Source organism: Effusibacillus pohliae DSM 22757, assembly GCF_000376225.1.
In the GTDB taxonomy this organism is placed as follows: Bacteria; Bacillota; Bacilli; order Tumebacillales; family Effusibacillaceae; genus Effusibacillus; species Effusibacillus pohliae.
The window spans coordinates 1-19,211 of sequence record NZ_AQXL01000093.1 but is presented as its reverse complement, the minus strand read 5'-3'; the positions used below and the strand labels follow the sequence as shown (position 1 = coordinate 19,211).

Here is a 19,211-nt window from a genome sequence, read left to right as displayed (position 1 = left end):
GTCTAGTGACAATAGCGGAGAGGACACACCCGTTCCCATCCCGAACACGGAAGTTAAGCTCTCCAGCGCCGATGGTACTTGGGCAGGAAGCCCTGGGAGAGTAGGTCGTCGCTAGGCGTTTTGGCTTCAAAATCCAGCAGGCGCTGCGGCAATATCGGAAGAGCAGTTGCCGCTTCGCAGCGATAAGAATGCTTTAGTCATTCGGCTAAAGCACTTTTTATTCGGGTTGTTTGACCGATTTTGTTTACAGCGGTATGTTGCACTCCGCTGTGGCTTTTGTTAAGATAACACGTGTTCGCATCCACAGATGCAGGCCAAAGCGTGTAATCGCGCCGGCGGTTTCCGCCGGTGAGGAAAGTCCACACTCGCCCGGGCTGTGATGCCCGGAGTTCGGATGCCTGACGAAACCATAAGTCAGGGCAGCCTGGTATCGACTGGGCTGACGGCGGCGAAAGGAGCTACGTCTCGCTTGAGATACGTTCCGATTAGCCTGAAAGTGCCACAGTGACGGAGTCCTCTTGGAAACGGGAGGAGTGGAACGCGGTAAACCCCATCTGCGAGAAACCCAAATGATGGTAGGGGAACTGCCCGGAAGGAAATCGAACGGAAGGGCGGATCGCCGGAATCAGGCGATAGATAGATGATTACAACTCGAGTGCGAGGTTTGGCAGCCGTTTGCAGCACGAGAGTACAGAATGTGGCTTACAGCTTTGCCTGCTGCCATCTGTGGATCTGTACAGGGAAAACGCTCAGTCGTCTTGACTGGGCGTTCTTTTTTCGATTTTTCCTTGTCATATTCCCGAAGCTTTGCTACTATGTTCTAAATTACAGAATAGATAATCATTTTGAAGTGTTGACAGAATGTTAGCGGGAGAGGACGATCCACATGAGAAGTGACATGATTAAAAAAGGGTTTGACAGGGCGCCGCATCGGAGCCTATTGAAAGCGACCGGACTCACGGATGAGGATTTTGACAAACCGTTTGTTGCGATTTGCAACTCCTTCGTCGAAATCATACCCGGCCATGTGCACCTGAATGAATTCGGCAAGCTGGTAAAAGAAGCGGTGCGGGCAGCCGGGATGGTCCCGTTTGAATTCAACACGATCGGCGTCGATGACGGAATTGCGATGGGACATATCGGCATGCGCTACTCGCTGCCGAGCCGCGAATTGATCGCCGACTCTGTCGAAACGGTCGTCAATGCGCACTGGTTTGACGGGATGATCTGCATTCCGAACTGCGATAAAATCACGCCGGGGATGATGATGGCGGCCATGCGGATTAACATTCCGACCGTCTTCATCTCGGGCGGTCCGATGGCTGCCGGCAAAACGAGCCAAGGACAAGTCGTCGACCTCAGTTCTGTCTTCGAAGGTGTAGGCGCTTATCAGGCAGGCAGGATCACGGAGGACGAACTGAAAGAACTGGAGGACCACGGGTGTCCGTCTTGCGGCTCTTGTTCCGGTATGTTTACGGCCAACTCGATGAACTGCCTGTGTGAAGTGCTCGGCATCGCCCTGCCTGGAAACGGCACGATCCTGGCCATCGATCCGGCTCGGAAGGAATTGATCAAGCAGGCGGTCGAGAGTCTCAAACTGTTGATTGAAAAAGATATTAAACCGCGCGACATCGTGACCATTGAAGCGATTGACGACGCGTTTGCGCTCGACATGGCTATGGGCGGCTCAACCAATACGGTACTGCACACGCTGGCGATTGCACGGGAAGCGGGAATCGAGTATCCGATGTCACGGATCGATGAAATCTCCCGCCACGTACCGCACCTTTGCAAGGTGAGCCCGGCATCCAACTGGCATATGGAAGACGTGCACCGGGCGGGAGGGATCAGCGCGATCCTCAAGGAACTGAGCAAAAAAGAGGGGACGCTTCATCTCGACCGTATCACGGTGACCGGCAAAACGCTGCGGGAAAATATCGAGCATGCGGAAATTCGCGATCCGGAAGTGATCCGCACGATCGACAATCCGCACAGCCGCGAAGGCGGTCTGCGCGTGCTGACGGGCAACCTGGCACCCGACGGGGCGATCATCAAAAGCGCCGCGACGGAAGTCAAGCGGCATGAAGGCCCCTGCATCATTTTCAATTCTCAGGAAGAAGCGTTGGAAGGCATTATGTCCGGGCAGGTAAAAGAGGGCTCGGTGGTCGTGATCCGCTACGAAGGTCCGAAGGGCGGACCGGGCATGCCGGAAATGTTGGCGCCGACCTCTGCCATCGCAGGCATGGGGCTTGGGTCCAGCGTGGCGCTGATCACCGACGGACGCTTCTCCGGGGCGAGCCGTGGCATCAGTGTCGGACACATTTCACCGGAAGCGGCGGCAGGCGGCCCGATTGCGCTTCTGCGTGACGGCGATATCGTCGTGATCGATGTAGATGAGCGGATCATCGAAGTGAAATTAAGCGACGAAGAACTGGCAAAACGGCGCGCGGAATGGGTCGAACCGGAACCGAAAGTGAAGAGCGGCTGGCTCGCACGCTATTCAAAATTGGTGACCTCCGCAAACACCGGCGCCGTGCTGAAAGTGTAGGCTGACGCTTGGGCGCATACACATTTTTGATCGAATAAGGGCAAAAGCCTCCTTCCGCACATATCGTGTACAGAAAAATCATGGCCTCACGCGCGGCCCGGCGACCGATACAAATTCCCGGAAGCAACGAGGAGGATGTTCCGGCCGCGGCGAGCGCGTGCGGATGAGGCGGTCAAGGAGGTTTTGTCTTGTATTGGGGCTATCACCGGTTGCGGCAACAATCGCAAACCAGTTTGTACAACCCTTACTATCAGCAGCCGTTTCCGTTCCCGTTTCTCTCGCCGTTTCCAGCCGATCGGCTAGAGGAGCGTCTGGAACGATTAGAACGGCAATTAGCGGCTGTGGAAGTGCAAACGAACCGCATGTGCGATACGCTGCATGCGTTGGAACGCCGCGTGGTTCGGCTGGAGCAGCGGCTGACAAGCAAAAAAGAGGAGTAGCAAGAACCTGGAAACATTACGGCGTACCCGAAAATGGGGTCCGGCGGGACTCGCATTTCGGGTGCCTTTATTAAATCTCCCGCTGATTCAGTTGATCTTTCAGATAACCGGCCGTTCTGGCAGCGAGCGCCATCACGGTGTTGTTGGTCGGGTTGGCTCCGCCGGCTGCCCTGATGATTTCAGCCGTTTGTCATTTCCCCATACGAAAATGACACTTCCGGGCGGACTGAAACCAGTTTCAGTTAGTATGCACTTTCTTTCCAAAAATTCTCTCACTAGCAATCGGATTTTTCGGTGATACTATGCCTGATTTCACGCTAAAGGGGAGATGGCGAATGACGGTCGTATCGTTAAAACCGGAGCTGCGAACGGCCGGCGGCGAGACGGTCAGCATTTATTGCGACGACGACTGGGCGGGCGATGTCTATCTGGTGTACAGAGAAGGCGATCTCCTGACCGGCACCGTTCAGATCGACACCGGTAAAGTCAGCGAACGCAATCTGGAGTACGTGTTGGACGAAGTACGAACGTATATCAGTCATCTCGCAGCGGCATTGAACATCACCACCTCATCGGTCGTGATGATGCACGGCGATATCGAGCAGATTCTTGAGATCGAACCATTGGATCATGACGACCCGGAGGACGAACGGTTAGACGGGACTTACGAAACGGATTTGGACAGCGATAACGTGTTTGACGAGCTGCACATGGCGGAGGATCCGGAACCGGAGATGGAGGAGTACCATCTGAGCCTGGTTTCCGACGAGGGGAATCATGCCAAATACGAGCTGCATGACGATTTTGACAATGTGATCGGTATGGTGGCGGTGGATGAGATTGGAGATTCGGTAACGGGACGAGTCGATTTTTGGGTGGAGCCGGACAAGGGCGAGCCGGAACAAGTTGCGGAAATGCTGTTCCATACGTTCAAGAACGACTCGGTCAACCAAATCTCGTTCACGATGAACTATGAGGACCAACATATTGCCGACATGTATCTGGAACATAAGGATTACGCTTGATGGCGGACGGACGTTGGCCAGAAAGCCTTCCCGTTTCACGGAACAGTTGCCTTCCGTAGCGGCGAAGGCTTTTTGTTTGCCTTTCTGAAAAAAGACCTATTGCCAACCGGATGCGATCTGTTATATACTGTCTCCTAATTAGAGACTTATGTCTATTCACGGGAGACATCAAACGAGGGAGTGGGGAGAATGAAACCGCAGGTGAACATCGGGTTGCTTGGTTTGGGAACGGTTGGTTCCGGCGTCTATCAGGTGCTGCAGGAAAACGGAGAAGAATTGGCAAAACGGACGGGTCTGCCGATCCGGATCAAATCGATCGCGGTGCGGGATCTTGACAAGGAACGGTTGGTGGAGGTGCCATCCGACTTGTTGACGACCGACGCGGTGAAAGTGGTGAACGATCCCGATATCGACATCGTTGTCGAAGTGATGGGCGGAATTGAAGGGACGAAAGACCTGTTGCTGACCGCTTTTCGCAACGGGAAAAGCGTGGTCACGGCAAACAAGGATCTGATCGCCGAGCATGGCGAGGAACTGACGCTCGCAGCGGTTCGCAGCGGCTGCGATTTTCTGTATGAGGCGAGCGTCGGCGGCGGCATCCCGATCATCCGGCCGCTGCGAAAGGATCTGGCGGGCAACCGGATTCATGAAGTGATGGGGATCGTCAACGGTACCACCAATTTTATTTTGACACGGATGAGCCAATCGGGCATGGCATTCGAAGACGCTTTGAAAGAAGCGCAAGCGCTTGGTTATGCGGAAGCGAATCCGGCTTCCGACGTGGAGGGATGGGATGCCGGACGAAAGATCGCGATCGTCGCTTCGCTGGCGTTCAACTCGCGGGTGAATTTTCCCGATGTGGATGTGGAGGGGATCACGGCGATCACCGCGCGGGACATCGAATACGCGAAAGAGATGGGGTATGCGATCAAGTTGATTGGCTGCGCGAAGGAAACGGAGAACGGCAAGATCTCGGCACAAGTCTACCCTGCGCTGGTTCCGCTGGAGCATCCGCTGGCTTCGGTGAACGGGGCGTATAATGCGATTTTTGTACGCGGCAACGCGATCGGCGAAGCGATGTTCCTCGGGCTGGGAGCCGGTCAACTGCCGACTGCCAGCGCCGTAGTCGGTGATATCGTGGAAGCGGTGCGGAATTTTCATGCGGGAACCCGTGGCAAATTCCTGGTGGACTGTTATCATAAAAAAGAGGTTCAGTCCGCGCTGGACAATCATCACCGATTCTATTTGCGGCTAGAAGTCGCCGACCAGGCGGGCGTACTGGGGGCGATCGCCGGCAAGATCGGCCAGCACGGAGTCAGCATCCAGACGATGTTCCAAAAATGGGCGGACAACAAGACGGCGGAGATCGTGGTGATTACGCACCAGGTGCGCGAAGGTGCTTTGCGCAACGCGCTGAACGAGTTGGGAGACATGGAACATGTGCGGGCGATCAAGCAGACGTTGCGGGTAGTGGATTAACTCAGACCGACAAAGTGACGCTTCGGCGGTAAACCGCCGAGTCGTTCTATGGGCGGAGACCTGGAGTTTGTTGGAACCATGGAGGAGATCAGATGAAAGTTGGTTGCTTGGGACCTAGAGGGACCTTTTCGGAGGAAGCGTCCCTCCGTTTTTTTGCAGGACAGGATGTGGAGTGGAGTTTGTATCCGTCGATCCTCGATGTGCTCGATGCGGTGCAAGAGCAAGCGATCGATTACGGGGTGGTGCCGATCGAGAACTCGATCGAAGGCTCCGTCAACATGACGCTGGACGGACTGGCGCAGGATCCCGATCTGTTTGTCATTGCCGAGATCGTGCTGCCGATCGAGCAGAATCTGCTGGTGAACGAAGGCGCCGCACTGGGCGAGATCCGGGAAATCTGGTCGCATCCGCAGGCGCTGGCGCAATGCCGCAACTTCATCCGCGAACTGGGCGTGAAAGTCAAGACGTGGGACAGCACGGCGACTGCGGCGGCGGAAGTGGCCGCATCTGGCAGAAAAGATATCGGAGCAATCGGGAATGCCTGGGCGGCAAAAAATTTTGGCCTGAAAATTCTGCGGTCCAATCTGCAGGACAATTCGGAAAATCATACGCGGTTCGTGGTGGTGCAGAGAGACGGGCAAGCGGTTTCGGAATCCGACAAGACAATGCTGCTCGTGACGCTCAGCGAGGAGCGGGCGGGGGCGCTCGTGCACGTGTTGAACGTGTTTGCCGCGCTGGATCTGAATCTGACGCGGATCGAGTCGCGTCCGACCAAGAAAAAGCTGGGCACATACCAGTTTTTTATCGATGTGGAGGCAGGTTTGTACGATGACTTGCTGCAAAAAGCCATTTCGATCATTGGCACCTACGGACATCAGGTCCGCGTTCTGGGGAGCTACCGAAGAGACACAAAAATTTAAAAAAAGGCCGTTGACAGAGAATTGAGTTGGTTACTATAATCTGCTTAACGATTTGATTTGAGTGGTTCGCCGCAAAAACAGCACATGCAATAAACTGCAAGAGGGCATCTAGGGTTCCGCCGCGCTGGCGGGTCTGGACCGAGCGATGCCAGCACCAGCTGCAGGCGGTTGGTGTACACCGTAGGGATAAAAGCCCTTCGGCAGGTCTTGGCAGTCGGTTGGCGAACGCCCCTGTTACAGCCCGGTTTTCGGGGCATCGGTGGGGACGGCGACTCCTCTGCTGCACACCTGCTTGGGGGCTTTGTTGTTAGGCAAAACCGAATAGTTTCAGCGATGACAAGGACAAGTAAAATCAAGGCTCTGGTGCCAGAGAGCCGCCCATATGGTGCGAGGGCGGTCACCATCTTTGATTTGAAGCTCACCTTCGAGCATTGTTTCTGAAATGGACCGGTTCACAAGTCCAGAGTAGGAAACAACGGCTGGTCCCCGTTACGGGACACAAGTCAGCGATGACTTGCTGAGTCTGTTTTTCGCGAGAAAAGCAGAGAATCTGGGTGGTACCGCGAGATCTCTCGCCCCAGCAGACGAACGGATATCGGTTGCATCGACCGGGCGTTCGACGGCTGGGCGGGAGATTTTTCTTTATTTATCAAGACTGATAATTCTGAAAAAAGGGGAGAGCAGCATGCAAGAACCGTTGGTTTATCTGGATGGGGAGTTTGTACCGAAAAGCAGGGCGGTGGTGTCCGTATTCGATCACGGATTTTTGTACGGGGACGGGATTTTCGAGGGGATTCGCTGTTACTCGGGGAACGTGTTCCGGTTGCGCGAGCACATCAAACGGTTGTACGAATCGGCCAAGTCGATCCTGTTGGACATCCCGCTGACACCGGAGGAGATGGAATCGGCGGTGGTCGAAACATTGCGCCGCAACGGGTATGCGGACGCCTATATCCGGCTGGTGATTTCCCGCGGTGTCGGCGATCTCGGATTGGATCCGCGGAATTGTATCAAACCGTGCATTATCATTATCGCGGAACAACTGAAACTTTTCCCGCAAGAATTCTACGAAAAAGGGCTGTCGATCGTGACCGTGCCCACCCGCCGCAATGTGCCGGATGCGCTGAACCCGAAAATCAAATCGCTCAATTACCTGAACAACGTGCTGGTGAAACTGGAGGCGGCGCGGGCCGGCGTGCTGGAAGCTTTGATGCTGAACCACGAAGGGTATGTGTGTGAAGGATCGGGTGACAACGTGTTTATCGTGAAAGACAGGAAAGTGACAACACCGCCGACATATCTTGGTGCTTTAGAAGGGATCACCCGTAACGCGATTCTCGACATTTGCGAGAGACTCGGCATTCCGGCGGAAGAAAAGCCGTTCACCCGGCATGATGTGTATGTGGCAGATGAAGTATTTTTGACCGGGACGGCGGCGGAAGTGATTCCGGTAGTGGAAGTCGATGCCCGCGTGATCGGCAACGGCAAGCCCGGCCCGCTGACGGAGATGCTGATCCGCGAATTCCGCAAGATCACGACGGTCGAGGGCACCAAGATCCCGGAACTTGTTTCAAAAGCCGTGTAGGTTGTCGCGATAGACAAAAAAATCTAAAGATTGAAAAGAGGTGGAGAGGTATGGCGATTCAAGCATTCAAGACAACGCCGGCACCACAAGCGCAGCCAGTGGAAATGACGGGAGCCCGGATGGTTGTGGAATGTCTGAAACGGTTGGGCGTCACGACGATTTTCGGGTATCCGGGCGGGGCGATTCTGCCCGTGTACGACGCTTTGTACGAATCGGGCATTGAACACATTCTGGTCCGCCACGAACAGGCGGCCATCCACGCGGCGGAAGGGTATGCGCGTGCGACCGGCAAGGTGGGAACGGTGATGGCGACATCCGGGCCGGGCGCGACCAATCTGGTGACGGGGATCACGGACGCGTTTATGGATTCGACGCCGGTGGTGATCATCACCGGCCAGGTTCCCACCTCGATGATCGGCCGCGATGCGTTTCAGGAAGCGGATGTAATCGGGATCACGATGCCGGTCACCAAGCATAACTATCAGGTGCGCGATGCGAAGGAACTGCCTCGCATCCTGGCGGAAGCGTACCATATCGCGGGAACGGGCCGACCGGGTCCGGTGCTGGTCGACATCCCGAAAGACGTCTCGAACCAGGTGGCGCCGTTCGTGTTCCCGGAATCGGTGCAGATCCGGGGCTACAATCCGACCACCGAACCGAGTCCGATCCAGATCGAGCGGGTGTGCCAGGCGATTTCGAAAGCGAGACGGCCCTTGCTCTATATCGGCGGCGGCATCATCAGCGCCAACGCCTCCGAAGAGCTTCGGACCTTCGCGCGGCAGGCGAGGATACCGGTTGTTTCGACCCTGATGGGGCTGGGGGCTTTCCCGCCGGACGATCCGCTGTTTGTCGGAATGCTCGGGATGCACGGCACATATGCGGCGAATATGGCGGTCTACCATTGCGATCTGCTGATCGCCTGCGGCGTCCGCTTCGATGACAGGGTCACCGGCAAGTTGGAACGATTTTCCCCGCATTCGCAGAAAGTGCACATTGACATCGATCCGGCTGAAATCGGGAAAAACGTCCGGGTGGACTATCCGATCGTCGCCGACGTGAAGAACGCGCTGCAGGCCCTGCTGGAAAAATCGCCGCACGCCAACTGCGACGACTGGATTTACGACGTGCAGGCATGGTGCCGGGAGTATCCGCTGTCCTACAAGAACGACTCTTCTGTATTGAAGCCCCAGTATGTGATCGATCTGGTCGACCGGATGACCAACAGTGAGGCGATCGTCACGACCGAGGTCGGTCAGCATCAGATGTGGGCGGCCCATTTTTACCGTGCGAAGGAACCGCGGACCTTTATTACGTCGGGTGGACTGGGGACGATGGGATACGGCTTCCCGGCTGCGATGGGCGCCCAGCTTGCAAGGCCGGACGCGACTGTCATCTGCATCGCCGGCGATGCTTCGTTCCAGATGAACATCCAGGAACTGCAGACGATCTCAGAGCGGAATATCCCGGTCAAAGTGTTTGTTATCAACAACCGGTTTCTTGGTATGGTCCGCCAGTGGCAAGAGATGTTCCATGACAACCGGCTGTCCGAATCGAAAATCGGAGCGCCCGATTTTGTGCGGGTGGCGGAGGCGTTCAATGTCAAGGGGATTCGCGCCGAAACCCCGGAACAGGCGGAGCGGGCGATCGCCGAAGCATTGGCGCATCCGGGGCCTGTGGTGGTTGATTTTATCGTGGAAGAGGGAGAAAACGTGTTCCCGATGGTTCCGCCGGGGAAAGGCAACGATGAGATGATCGTCAAGGGGTGGGACGAATGAGGCATACCTTGTCGGTGCTGGTCAATGACCAACCGGGCGTGCTGGCGCGCGTAGCGGGATTGTTTTCCCGCCGCGGCTACAACATCGACAGCCTGACGGTCGGACCGGCGGAAGAGCCCGGGCTGTCCCGGATGACGATCACCACGATCGGCGATGAAGCGACGCTCGAGCAGGTGATGAAGCAGCTGCACAAGCTGATCGACGTGATCAAGGTGCAGGACATCACGCGCGAACCGATGGTGGAGCGTGAACTGCTGCTGATCAAAATCAGCGCCAACCCGGCCACCCGCAGCGAGATCGCGGGCATCGTCGAACCGTTTCGCGCCTCGGTGGTCGATGTCGGCCGCTCGTCGATGATCATTCAGGCGACCGGAAACCGCGAGAAAAACGACGCGTTGATCGAACTGCTCCGCCCTTACGGCATCAAGGAGATCGCGAGAACCGGCGCCACCGCATTGGTGCGCAGCCAGGTTGCCGCACGGGTTAAGTGACGCATCGGGAAGCGACGATTTTCCAGTCATGGAATCGGTCATAGGATCATAGAATTTGATTTCGATTGACTTCGCCGCCGCCCGGCTCGTGAAGCAACCGGGATGCGGCCGGGCGGGGCGGAGACCAGACAATACACCAATCATTCCACTGTGGGAGAGGGATCGAACGATGAAAATGTATTATGACCATGATGCGGATTTGAAATTCCTGCAAGGTAAAACGGTTGCGGTGGTCGGATACGGCTCGCAGGGCCACGCGCAGGCGCAGAACCTGCGCGATTCCGGTGTGAAGGTAGTGGTGGCCGCCCGTCCCGGCAAGTCTTGGACGCAAGCGGAACAGGACGGGTTTGAAGTGATGACGGTGGCGGATACGGCAAAAGTGGCCGACATCATTCAGATTCTGATGCCGGATGAGCGCCAGGCGCAAACCTACCGCGAAGAGATTGCGCCGCACCTGCGGGCCGGCCAAATGCTGATGTTCTCACATGGTTTTAACATTCACTTCGGGCAGATCAATCCGCCGAACTATGTCGATGTAGCGATGGTTGCTCCAAAGAGCCCGGGCCATCTGGTACGCCGGGTCTATACGCAGGGCGCTGGAGTGCCGGGATTGTTGGCGGTTCATCAGGATGCAACCGGCCAGGCGAAACAGATCGCACTCGCCTATGCGAAAGGCATCGGCTGCACCCGGGCGGGCGTGATCGAGACGACCTTCCGGGAAGAAACGGAAACTGATCTGTTCGGCGAACAGGCAGTCCTTTGCGGCGGCGTCAGCGCCCTTGTCAAGGCAGGGTTTGAAACGCTGGTGGAAGCGGGCTACCGGCCGGAGATTGCGTATTTTGAATGTCTGCACGAGCTGAAGTTGATCGTGGACCTGATGTATGAGGGCGGGCTGTCCCGCATGCGTTACTCGATTTCCGACACGGCCGAGTTTGGCGATTACGTCACCGGGCCGCGGATCGTGACGGAGGAGACGAAGCGGGAGATGCGGAAAGTGCTGGAAGAGATTCAGCGCGGGGAATTCGCGAAAAAATGGATCCTCGAAAATCAGGCTGGGCGTCCGTCGTACAATGCGATCAAGCGGCAGGAAGCGGAACATCCGATCGAACAGGTCGGTGCCCAGCTGCGCGAAATGATGAGCTGGATCCAGAAATAGGAGCCGGCAGGCGGCAACAGACCCCTGGCGAGGGACACAAAACGGGTACACGAAAAATGGGAGGGAGAGTATATGCGCACGATTGAGGTATTTGACACCACGCTGCGGGACGGGGAACAGTCCCCTGGCGTCAGCCTGACGCAAGAAGAAAAAATGGAGATTGCCCGGCAGCTTGCCCGACTGGGTGTCAACGTCATTGAGGCGGGATTTGCAGCTTCCTCCAAGGGAGATTTTGAATCCGTTCAGCGGATTGCGAACGAAATCCGGGGAGTCAGCGTTTGTTCGCTGTCGCGCGCGGTGCAAAACGACATCGAGCAAGCGTACGCAGCATTGAAAGGGGCGGAGCATCCACGCATCCACGTGTTTCTTGCGACCTCCCCGATTCACATGCAACACAAGCTGAAGATGACTCCGGAGCAAGTTTTGGAGCAGATTGACGCGGCCGTCCGGCTGGCCCGCAAATATTTTCCCGATGTCGAATTTTCGCCAGAAGATGCGGGCCGCAGCGAACTCGATTTTCTGGTGAAAGTGGCGGAAGTGGCGGCGAAGGCGGGAGCTACCGTGTTGAACATTCCCGATACGGTTGGCTACCTGACCCCGGAGGAATACGCCCACTTGTTCCGGTACGTTCGGGAACATGCGAAGGGGATTGAGAAGCTCAAATTGTCCGCCCATTGCCACGACGATCTCGGTTTGGCGACCGCCAACACATTGGCCGCCATCGCGGCGGGCGTCGATCAGATCGAGGGAACGATCAACGGGATCGGCGAACGGGCCGGTAACGTGGCGATCGAGGAAGTGGCGCTGGCGCTTGCTACCCGGCCGAATGTGTACCAGGCGGCGACCAGTCTAGATCTCTCGCAGATCGCCCGCACCAGCCGGCTGGTATCGAAGCTGACCGGCATGGTCGTCCAGCCGAACAAAGCGATCGTCGGAGCCAACGCATTCGCCCACGAATCGGGGATTCATCAGGACGGCATGTTAAAGGAAAAATCGACCTATGAAATCATCCGTCCGGAAACGGTCGGCATGGCGGACACCAAACTGGTACTTGGGAAACACTCGGGCCGCCACGCGTTCAAGGAGCACATCAAGTCGCTCGGCTACGAACTGGAAGGCGAAGCGTTGAATAACGTGTTCCGCAAGTTCAAAGATCTCTGCGACAAGAAAAAATACGTGACCGACGAAGATATCCTGTCCCTGCTGCTCGAATACGAAGTCGACTCTTCGCAGGTGGCCTATCGTTTGGAGTTTATGCACGTATCGTGCGGCACGCAAGGAGTTCCCACCGCGACGATCGGACTGCACGATGATGAAAAAGGGCTGCTGCAGGAAGCGGCGGTTGGCAACGGTGCGGTGGACGCGATCTATCGGGCGATCGACCGCATCACCGATGAGCCGGTCGAACTACTGCACTACCAGATCGATTCGGTGACGGGCGGCCAGGATGCGCTCGGCGAGGTGCGCGTCCAGGTTCGTCAGGGCGACATTGTGGCAAACGGCCGCGCCGTCTCGACCGACGTGCTGGAGGCGAGCGCCCGCGCCTACCTGGATGCGATCAACCGCATGATCATCAAGCGGATGGACACGCTCGGCAAAGAGTTCAGACGCCGGAAAGAGCAGGTGGATGTGCATGCCTAAGATCGCACTGCTGCCGGGAGACGGCATCGGCCCGGAAATCACCGCCGAGACCGTGAAAGTGCTGGAGACGGTCGGCCGCCACTTCTCCCGTAGCTTCGAGTTTGCAACATTTTCGATCGGCGGGGATGCGATCGACCGGTTTGGCGATCCGCTTCCTCCACAGACCCTGGAAGGCATCAGAGCGGCAGACGCCGTACTGCTGGCTGCCGTCGGAGGGCCGAAGTGGGATCACAACCCCGGTCATCTGCGCCCGGAAACGGGTCTGCTGCGGATGCGGAAGGAACTCGGTGTGTACGCGAATCTGCGGCCGGTTCGCGCGTTTGAACCGCTGCTGCACGCTTCCACTTTGAAACAAGAAGTGTTGCTTGGCGTCGACCTGCTGATTTTGCGGGAGCTGACCGGCGGTCTCTACTTCGGTGAGAAAAGCAGGAAACCGGCGGTCGGCGGCGAAGTGGCAACCGATACGCTCGTTTACACGACCGGCGAAATCGAGCGAATCGTCCGGATGGGGTTCGAAGTGGCGCGGACGAGAAGGAAACGGGTGCACTCGGTCGACAAGGCGAACGTCCTGGAATCGTCCCGCCTCTGGCGCGAGACAGTCGAGCGGATCGCCAAGGAGTATCCGGATGTCCAGTACGATCATATCCTAGTCGACACTTGCGCCATGCAGTTGATTCGCAATCCACGCCAATTCGATGTGATCGTGACGGAGAACATGTTCGGCGACATCCTGTCGGACGAAGCGGCCATGCTGACCGGTTCGATCGGTATGCTGCCGTCTGCCAGCCTGGGAGCGGGCGTCGCCCTGTATGAACCGATTCACGGGTCTGCCCCTGACATCGCGGGCAAGGGCGTCGCCAACCCGCTCGGCATGATTTTGTCCGCGGCACTGATGCTACGGCACTCATTCGGTTGGGAACAGGAAGCGACCGTGATCGAACAAGCGGTGGCAGAGGTGCTGGCGGAAGGGGTACGAACTGCCGATTTGGCAGGCCCCGCTGAACCGACCGTATCGACCTCCCGCATGGGAGACCTGATCGTCCAACGGATTAGTGCAAAAGTCCCGATCGTATAACATCCCAATGTTGTAACAGGCGTTTCCCTTTGCGGGAAACGCCTTTTTTCATCGACAGGGGATCGAACTTGACAAAATAGGACTCCAGCACCTAGAGGGCAAATCCCTGCTGATATAAATTAATAGCACTATTAGATCGAGTGAAACAGGGCAGGGTGTTCGGGGTAAAATGGGAGGAACGTCAAATCGCATGAAGCAGAGAGAATTTTTCCGCGTTCCGTTGACCGCTTTTTGTTCGCTGCGCCTGCGCAAACTGGGGAGCAAACTGTTGCCGATCGGGGAAGAGTTTGAAGTGGAAGTGCAAAACATATCCGGCGGCGGTCTTTGCTTTCTGTCGGACCGGGATTTGCCCGTCAGCGAAATGCTGATCTGGCAGTTTGCGATCGACGTGCCGGAACAAAAGATCAATGTCTACGGTCAGTTGGTCTGGAAGAAGCCGGAAGACAGTCTGCTGTTATACGGGGCGGAGTTTATTTTCTTTGAAGAAAAAGAACAGAAGAACCTGATTATGCAGATCAACCAGCTGCAAATTCGCCGCCGGAAAAAAGAAAAGTACATGACCGAATAAGGATTGCCTCCGTTTTCATACAATTAATTTTATTCCAATATATAATATAATTTTTTATCAAGATTTTTGATTGACTTTTTGATAGGAAGCGGATATAATCAGGTTTGAATTTTTTAATCTACAATTAAATAGACTGACAGGAAGATCTTCTTATCAAGAGAGGCGGAGGGAAAGGCCCAATGAAGCCCGGCAACCGGCTCATCAGGATGATGCGGATGAGCGACATGGTGCCAATTCCTTCAGGATATAACAAATCCTGGCAGATGAGAAGGGTAAGTCGTCTGGCAACCCCTTTTTCAATCTGTGAAAAAGGGGTTTTTTGTTGAGGCAAACGGAGGTGAGTACGGATGATTGAACTGCGCAATTTGCACAAGGAGTACCGGGTTGGCAAACATTCGGTTCCCGCCTTGCGCGGAATCGATTTGTCCATAGAAAAAGGTGAAATTTTTGGCGTCATCGGCCATTCCGGCGCCGGCAAGAGCACGCTGATCCGCTGCATCAACCTGCTGGAGCGGCCGACATCCGGCACAGTCACCGTCGATGGAGTCAATCTGACAGCGCTTGACGGACGCAGGCTGCAAGAGGAACGTCGGCAGATCGGGATGATTTTTCAGCATTTCAATCTGCTGTCGTCCGCCACGGTCGCGGACAATATCGTGTTTCCGTTGAAGCTGGCGAAGCGCACGCAGGCGGAGATCGACCGGAAAGTCGGCGAACTATTGGCGCTGGTCGGCCTTGAGGCGCATCGGGACAAGTATCCGGCGCAATTGTCGGGCGGCCAGAAACAGAGGGTCGGCATCGCCAGAGCACTGGCGAACGATCCGAAAGTGCTCTTGTGTGATGAAGCGACATCGGCGCTTGACCCGCAGACGACCAATTCGATCCTCACGTTGCTGCGGGACATCAACCGCCAATTCGGGATTACGATCGTGTTGATTACGCATGAAATGCATGTGGTTCGCTCGATCTGCGACCGGGTGGCGGTGATCGACGGCGGCCGGGTTGTTGAGGCAGGGCCGGTGGCTAACGTGTTTTTGAAACCGCACCACCCGACAACCCGCGAATTTGTTGAACAGGTGGTCGACTCGCTCGAACTGCAGCAGGTGATCGCCCGTGAAAAATCGGCCGGTCATCGCACGATCGTGCGGATTACATTCCTGGGCGAGCAGACGTATCAGCCGATTTTGTTCCGGACGATGCAGGAGGTCGGTGCATCGTTTAACATTCTGCAGGGCACGATTTCCCGCATGAAAGACACGCCCTACGGGCAGTTGGTTGTTGAACTGGAAGGCGGGCAGATGCAGGTTCAGCAGTCGATCGACCGGTTGCGCCAGCACGGGCTGAAAGTGGAGGTGATCTGAAATGGAATGGACATTTGAGAACGTCGACTGGGAAGAGATTTCGACGGCAACGCTCGACACGCTGACGATGCTGGGGCTGTCCACTTTGTTCACCGTGCTCATCGGGTTGCCGCTCGGCGTTCTGTTGTTTCTGACATCAAGGGGACAGCTACTGGAAAATCGGATTTTTTATTCGATCGTCTCGTTTGTCGTCAACATCCTGCGGTCGGTGCCGTTCATCATCCTGATGATCCTGTTGATCCCATTCACCAAACTGATCGTCGGCACATCGCTTGGCGTGCAGGGATCGATTCCGCCGCTCGTGATCGGCGCCGCCCCGTTTTTTGCAAGGTTAGTGGAGACATCGCTGCGCGAAGTGGACCGCGGCGTGATTGAGGCGGCCCAGTCGATGGGAGCTTCCAACTGGCAGATCATCTGGAACGTGTTGCTGCCTGAATCACGGCCTGGACTGATCGCGGGGATTACGATCACAACCGTCGCGCTCGTCTCCTATACCGCGATGTCGGGTGTAATCGGCGGCGGTGGACTCGGAGACCTGGCGATCCGCTACGGCTACCAACGGTTCCAGACCGATGTGATGCTGGTAACGGTCGCGGTTTTGCTGGTGTTGGTGCAGATTCTGCAGACAGCGGGAGACCGCCTGGTGCACCGTTTCAGCCGGAAATAGCAAGCGGTGGGCTGCTACAGGGCGGGAGCACCGATTGGTATAGATGAAGTAAGAATGGCAAACATCGAAAGGAGAAACCGGATATGAAAAAATGGCTCGTACCCGTATTGTCGCTTACACTTGCATTTTCGCTGGCCGGATGCGGCAAGAAGGAAACCGCGGCACCTGCTCCGGCAGCCGGCGGCGACAAGAAAGAAGTGACATTGAAGGTTGGCGCAACCGCCGTTCCGCATGCGGAAATTCTCGAATTTGTCAAACCGAAATTGAAAGAGCAAGGGGTCAACCTGGACATCAAGGTGTTCAACGATTATGTGCAGCCGAACGTTCAGGTGTTCGAAAAGCAACTGGACGCCAACTTTTTCCAGCACACGCCGTACCTGGATCAGTTCAACAAGGATCAAAAAATGAACCTGGTCAAAGTCACGAACGTCCACATTGAGCCATTCGGCGTCTACTCGAAGAAAATCAAGAAACTGGACGAGTTGAAAGACGGCGCGACGATCGCCATTCCGAACGATGCGACGAATGGCGGGCGGGCATTGGCGCTGCTCGAGAAAAACGGCATCATTAAATTGAAAGATGGCGTCGGCATCAAAGGGACTGTCAAGGACGTTGTCGAAAACCCGAAGCACGTGAAGTTTAAGGAACTGGAAGCCGCCATGCTGCCGCGGGCGCTGGGCGAAGTGGACCTGGCATGCATCAACACGAACTATGCGCTGGAGGCAAAACTGGTGCCGACCAAGGATGCTCTGGCGATCGAAGGGAAAGACTCGCCCTATGTGAACATTCTGGTGGCGCGCCCGGACAACAAGGATTCGGATGCCATCCAGAAGCTGGCGAAAGCGTTGAATACTCCGGAAGTCAAGAAGTTTATGGAAGACAAGTATCAAGGTGCTGTTGTTCCGGCGTTTTAACGAAACCATGTACCACCTGATCGGTTCAGGTGGTATTTTTTTTGATCTCTTCCGCCGTGAACCATTTGCCGTTGATGTCGACCCCGATCAGCCGCGGTTGCTTTAAATATTCAGGGTGGTGGTTGGCGATAAATTCTTTCGCCGTTTGCGGGGAGATTTCGTTTGGCGATTGGCCGATTTTGTTGCCCCGCACCGGATAGCCGTAAGGGATGCACACTTCATCTCCGTTGTCATCTAGGGTGACGAATTTGATAAACTGGATCATTCTGGAATATTACCTCCAACGGCGGTGACACAGCGCATGCCGTGCACTCCTCCCGCAAAGTGAATTCACTGACTACTGTATTGGCTGCGAGGGCGTTTGGTTGATTGTCCGCACATAAATGGGTAGCAGTGGACTGGGTGCTGGCGGCTGCCGCAAAATGAAACAGCCCGGACGACCCGGGCCACTGTGATGAATCTCCATTATATGACGAACTTCCATTAAAAGACTCTGGGACAATCCCTTGGACGCGGCATGTAGAAGCAGTGGGATTTGTAGCGGCCAGCCAATCTTTGGGCATACCAGCGCGGCGGGCAGGGACGGCGCACGCCCGGGTCAAAGAACCACAATGCGCTCATGGCCGGATGAAACCTCTCCCCGTTCACGCACCGGCGGGCCAACCGTTTATCGAGGTCACGAGCTTTGACGGACCAAAAATACGGTTTTTCTACCGCCTCAAAACCCCCCGGCCGCTGGAACACCATTTGCGGGATGGTGCGGATCCGCTTGAAATCGAGACAGTTCGATTTCACCCGGTTGACTCCGACATTCCCGACCAGCAGCATCGCCAGTTTTCCTTCCCCTTCCGCTTCCGCCCGCATCAACCGTCCCAACAGCGCGATATGTGCCGAGGTTGCTCTTATGACAGCCATCGTCTTCACCTCACACTTCACTGTACGAAATGGGAGCTTATCCTGTTCCGATGATTTTGGCGCAATCGGTCGATTGCGGGAGTGGATGCCAGATTGGGGAACGGGTTTTGCCCTAGCCCAGCGGGAAAAATCAGTTGCGGATTGCCTGAACAAAATTAGGGCCGCAAAAGGGGCGGCACAGGATTAGACCGAGCCAAGAGGTGTGGGCAAATCCAGAGTATGGTGTGTTTTGACCCAACCGTCAACCTGAACAAAAATTCAGGTTGAACATGAATTTTTATTTATAGACATTTGAGCATGATGTTGTTGTATTTCTGATCTAATATTTTGCGAAAGGAGTAACGTGTCAAATGTAAGTTGTGTCCGGTATTATGTGTAAAAAGGATCTGAAATAGGAAGAGTCATTTCAATCCTCTTTTTGGGAATCATGGAGTTTGTCTACAACAATATCCCAAGGAGGAATCGAAATGACTCACTTCCATCTTACCCTTTCCGCAGAAGAATTACACCAACTGCTTACAACACATGGCAAACTGGCTCCATCTCTCATGCAGTCGTTTTTGAACCAACTCTTACAGAAGCAAGCATCGGAGCAGATCCAAGCGGAACCCTACGAGCGAACCCATGAACGCACCACGTATCGCAACGGCA

Annotated in this window: 18 protein-coding genes, 1 rRNA gene, 1 other RNA gene, 1 riboswitch and 1 other annotated feature; of the genes, 18 read left to right on the top strand and 2 right to left on the bottom strand. The window is 55.6% G+C overall.

Going from position 1 to position 19,211, the window contains the following annotated elements:
• Nucleotide 1 precedes the first annotated feature (1 nt).
• The 17 genes from rrf (at nucleotide 2) to C230_RS0103355 (ending at nucleotide 17,645) form a co-directional block, all read left to right on the top strand.
• Nucleotides 2-117: ribosomal RNA gene (rrf, locus tag C230_RS0103435) — 5S ribosomal RNA — on the top strand.
• 198 nt (nucleotides 118-315) lie between these two features.
• Nucleotides 316-710: RNase P RNA component class B (rnpB, locus tag C230_RS21815), an RNA gene on the top strand.
• Nucleotides 711-886: 176 nt separating this feature from the next.
• Complete coding sequence (gene ilvD, locus C230_RS0103430; protein ID WP_018130645.1) at nucleotides 887-2,548, top strand: dihydroxy-acid dehydratase; 1,662 nt, start codon at nucleotides 887-889, stop codon at nucleotides 2,546-2,548.
• 188 nt (nucleotides 2,549-2,736) lie between these two features.
• Nucleotides 2,737-2,988, top strand: a complete 252-nt coding sequence (locus C230_RS0103425) for a hypothetical protein (protein ID WP_018130644.1) — start codon at nucleotides 2,737-2,739, stop codon at nucleotides 2,986-2,988.
• Between the two features lie 335 nt (nucleotides 2,989-3,323).
• A complete protein-coding gene (locus tag C230_RS0103420) occupies nucleotides 3,324-4,013 on the top strand; it encodes a hypothetical protein (protein WP_018130643.1) in 690 nt (229 codons plus the stop codon).
• 189 nt (nucleotides 4,014-4,202) lie between these two features.
• Nucleotides 4,203-5,492 carry a homoserine dehydrogenase gene (locus tag C230_RS0103415; RefSeq protein ID WP_018130642.1) on the top strand — a complete coding sequence of 430 codons (1,290 nt, stop codon included), beginning with the start codon at nucleotides 4,203-4,205 and terminating at the stop codon, nucleotides 5,490-5,492.
• Between the two features lie 92 nt (nucleotides 5,493-5,584).
• Nucleotides 5,585-6,412 (top strand): prephenate dehydratase, encoded by an 828-nt coding sequence (gene pheA / locus C230_RS0103410; RefSeq protein ID WP_018130641.1) that lies wholly within the window; start codon nucleotides 5,585-5,587, stop codon nucleotides 6,410-6,412.
• Between the two features lie 324 nt (nucleotides 6,413-6,736).
• Nucleotides 6,737-6,995, top strand: a binding site (T-box leader).
• A gap of 102 nt (nucleotides 6,996-7,097) precedes the next feature.
• Nucleotides 7,098-7,997 carry a branched-chain-amino-acid transaminase gene (gene ilvE / locus C230_RS0103400; protein WP_018130640.1) on the top strand — a complete coding sequence of 300 codons (900 nt, stop codon included), beginning with the start codon at nucleotides 7,098-7,100 and terminating at the stop codon, nucleotides 7,995-7,997.
• 50 nt (nucleotides 7,998-8,047) lie between these two features.
• Nucleotides 8,048-9,772, top strand: a complete 1,725-nt coding sequence (ilvB, locus tag C230_RS0103395; RefSeq protein ID WP_018130639.1) for an acetolactate synthase large subunit — start codon at nucleotides 8,048-8,050, stop codon at nucleotides 9,770-9,772.
• A complete protein-coding gene (gene ilvN, locus C230_RS0103390; RefSeq protein WP_018130638.1) occupies nucleotides 9,769-10,263 on the top strand; it encodes an acetolactate synthase small subunit in 495 nt (164 codons plus the stop codon). Before ilvB ends, ilvN begins: the two co-directional genes overlap by 4 nt.
• 169 nt (nucleotides 10,264-10,432) lie before the next feature.
• Nucleotides 10,433-11,419: a ketol-acid reductoisomerase gene (locus C230_RS0103385; protein WP_018130637.1), complete on the top strand. Its 987-nt coding sequence runs from the start codon at nucleotides 10,433-10,435 to the stop codon at nucleotides 11,417-11,419.
• A 72-nt stretch (nucleotides 11,420-11,491) separates the two neighbouring features.
• Complete coding sequence (locus C230_RS0103380; protein WP_018130636.1) at nucleotides 11,492-13,060, top strand: 2-isopropylmalate synthase; 1,569 nt, start codon at nucleotides 11,492-11,494, stop codon at nucleotides 13,058-13,060.
• Nucleotides 13,053-14,135 carry a 3-isopropylmalate dehydrogenase gene (gene leuB / locus C230_RS0103375; protein WP_018130635.1) on the top strand — a complete coding sequence of 361 codons (1,083 nt, stop codon included), beginning with the start codon at nucleotides 13,053-13,055 and terminating at the stop codon, nucleotides 14,133-14,135. The genes C230_RS0103380 and leuB overlap by 8 nt, the downstream gene beginning before the upstream one ends.
• Nucleotides 14,136-14,325: 190 nt before the next feature.
• Nucleotides 14,326-14,703 (top strand): PilZ domain-containing protein, encoded by a 378-nt coding sequence (locus C230_RS0103370; protein ID WP_018130634.1) that lies wholly within the window; start codon nucleotides 14,326-14,328, stop codon nucleotides 14,701-14,703.
• Nucleotides 14,704-14,850: 147 nt separating this feature from the next.
• Nucleotides 14,851-14,973, top strand: a riboswitch (SAM riboswitch).
• Nucleotides 14,974-15,050: 77 nt separating this feature from the next.
• A complete protein-coding gene (locus tag C230_RS0103365; RefSeq protein ID WP_018130633.1) occupies nucleotides 15,051-16,064 on the top strand; it encodes a methionine ABC transporter ATP-binding protein in 1,014 nt (337 codons plus the stop codon).
• 1 nt (nucleotide 16,065) lies between these two features.
• Nucleotides 16,066-16,731 carry a methionine ABC transporter permease gene (locus tag C230_RS0103360; RefSeq protein ID WP_018130632.1) on the top strand — a complete coding sequence of 222 codons (666 nt, stop codon included), beginning with the start codon at nucleotides 16,066-16,068 and terminating at the stop codon, nucleotides 16,729-16,731.
• Between the two features lie 83 nt (nucleotides 16,732-16,814).
• Nucleotides 16,815-17,645 (top strand): MetQ/NlpA family ABC transporter substrate-binding protein, encoded by an 831-nt coding sequence (locus C230_RS0103355; protein ID WP_018130631.1) that lies wholly within the window; start codon nucleotides 16,815-16,817, stop codon nucleotides 17,643-17,645.
• A 25-nt stretch (nucleotides 17,646-17,670) separates the two neighbouring features.
• Here C230_RS0103355 and C230_RS0103350 read toward each other — a convergent pair whose 3' ends face one another.
• A complete protein-coding gene (locus C230_RS0103350; protein WP_018130630.1) occupies nucleotides 17,671-17,910 on the bottom strand; it encodes a hypothetical protein in 240 nt (79 codons plus the stop codon).
• Between the two features lie 218 nt (nucleotides 17,911-18,128).
• Nucleotides 18,129-18,560: a cell wall hydrolase gene (locus tag C230_RS0103345; protein WP_018130629.1), complete on the bottom strand. Its 432-nt coding sequence runs from the start codon at nucleotides 18,558-18,560 to the stop codon at nucleotides 18,129-18,131.
• Nucleotides 18,561-19,027: 467 nt separating this feature from the next.
• Between C230_RS0103345 and C230_RS19270 the strand changes: the two genes are divergently transcribed.
• Nucleotides 19,028-19,211, top strand: a 184-nt coding sequence (locus tag C230_RS19270) for a transposase (RefSeq protein ID WP_018130282.1), incomplete at its 3' end; no start/stop codon positions are given.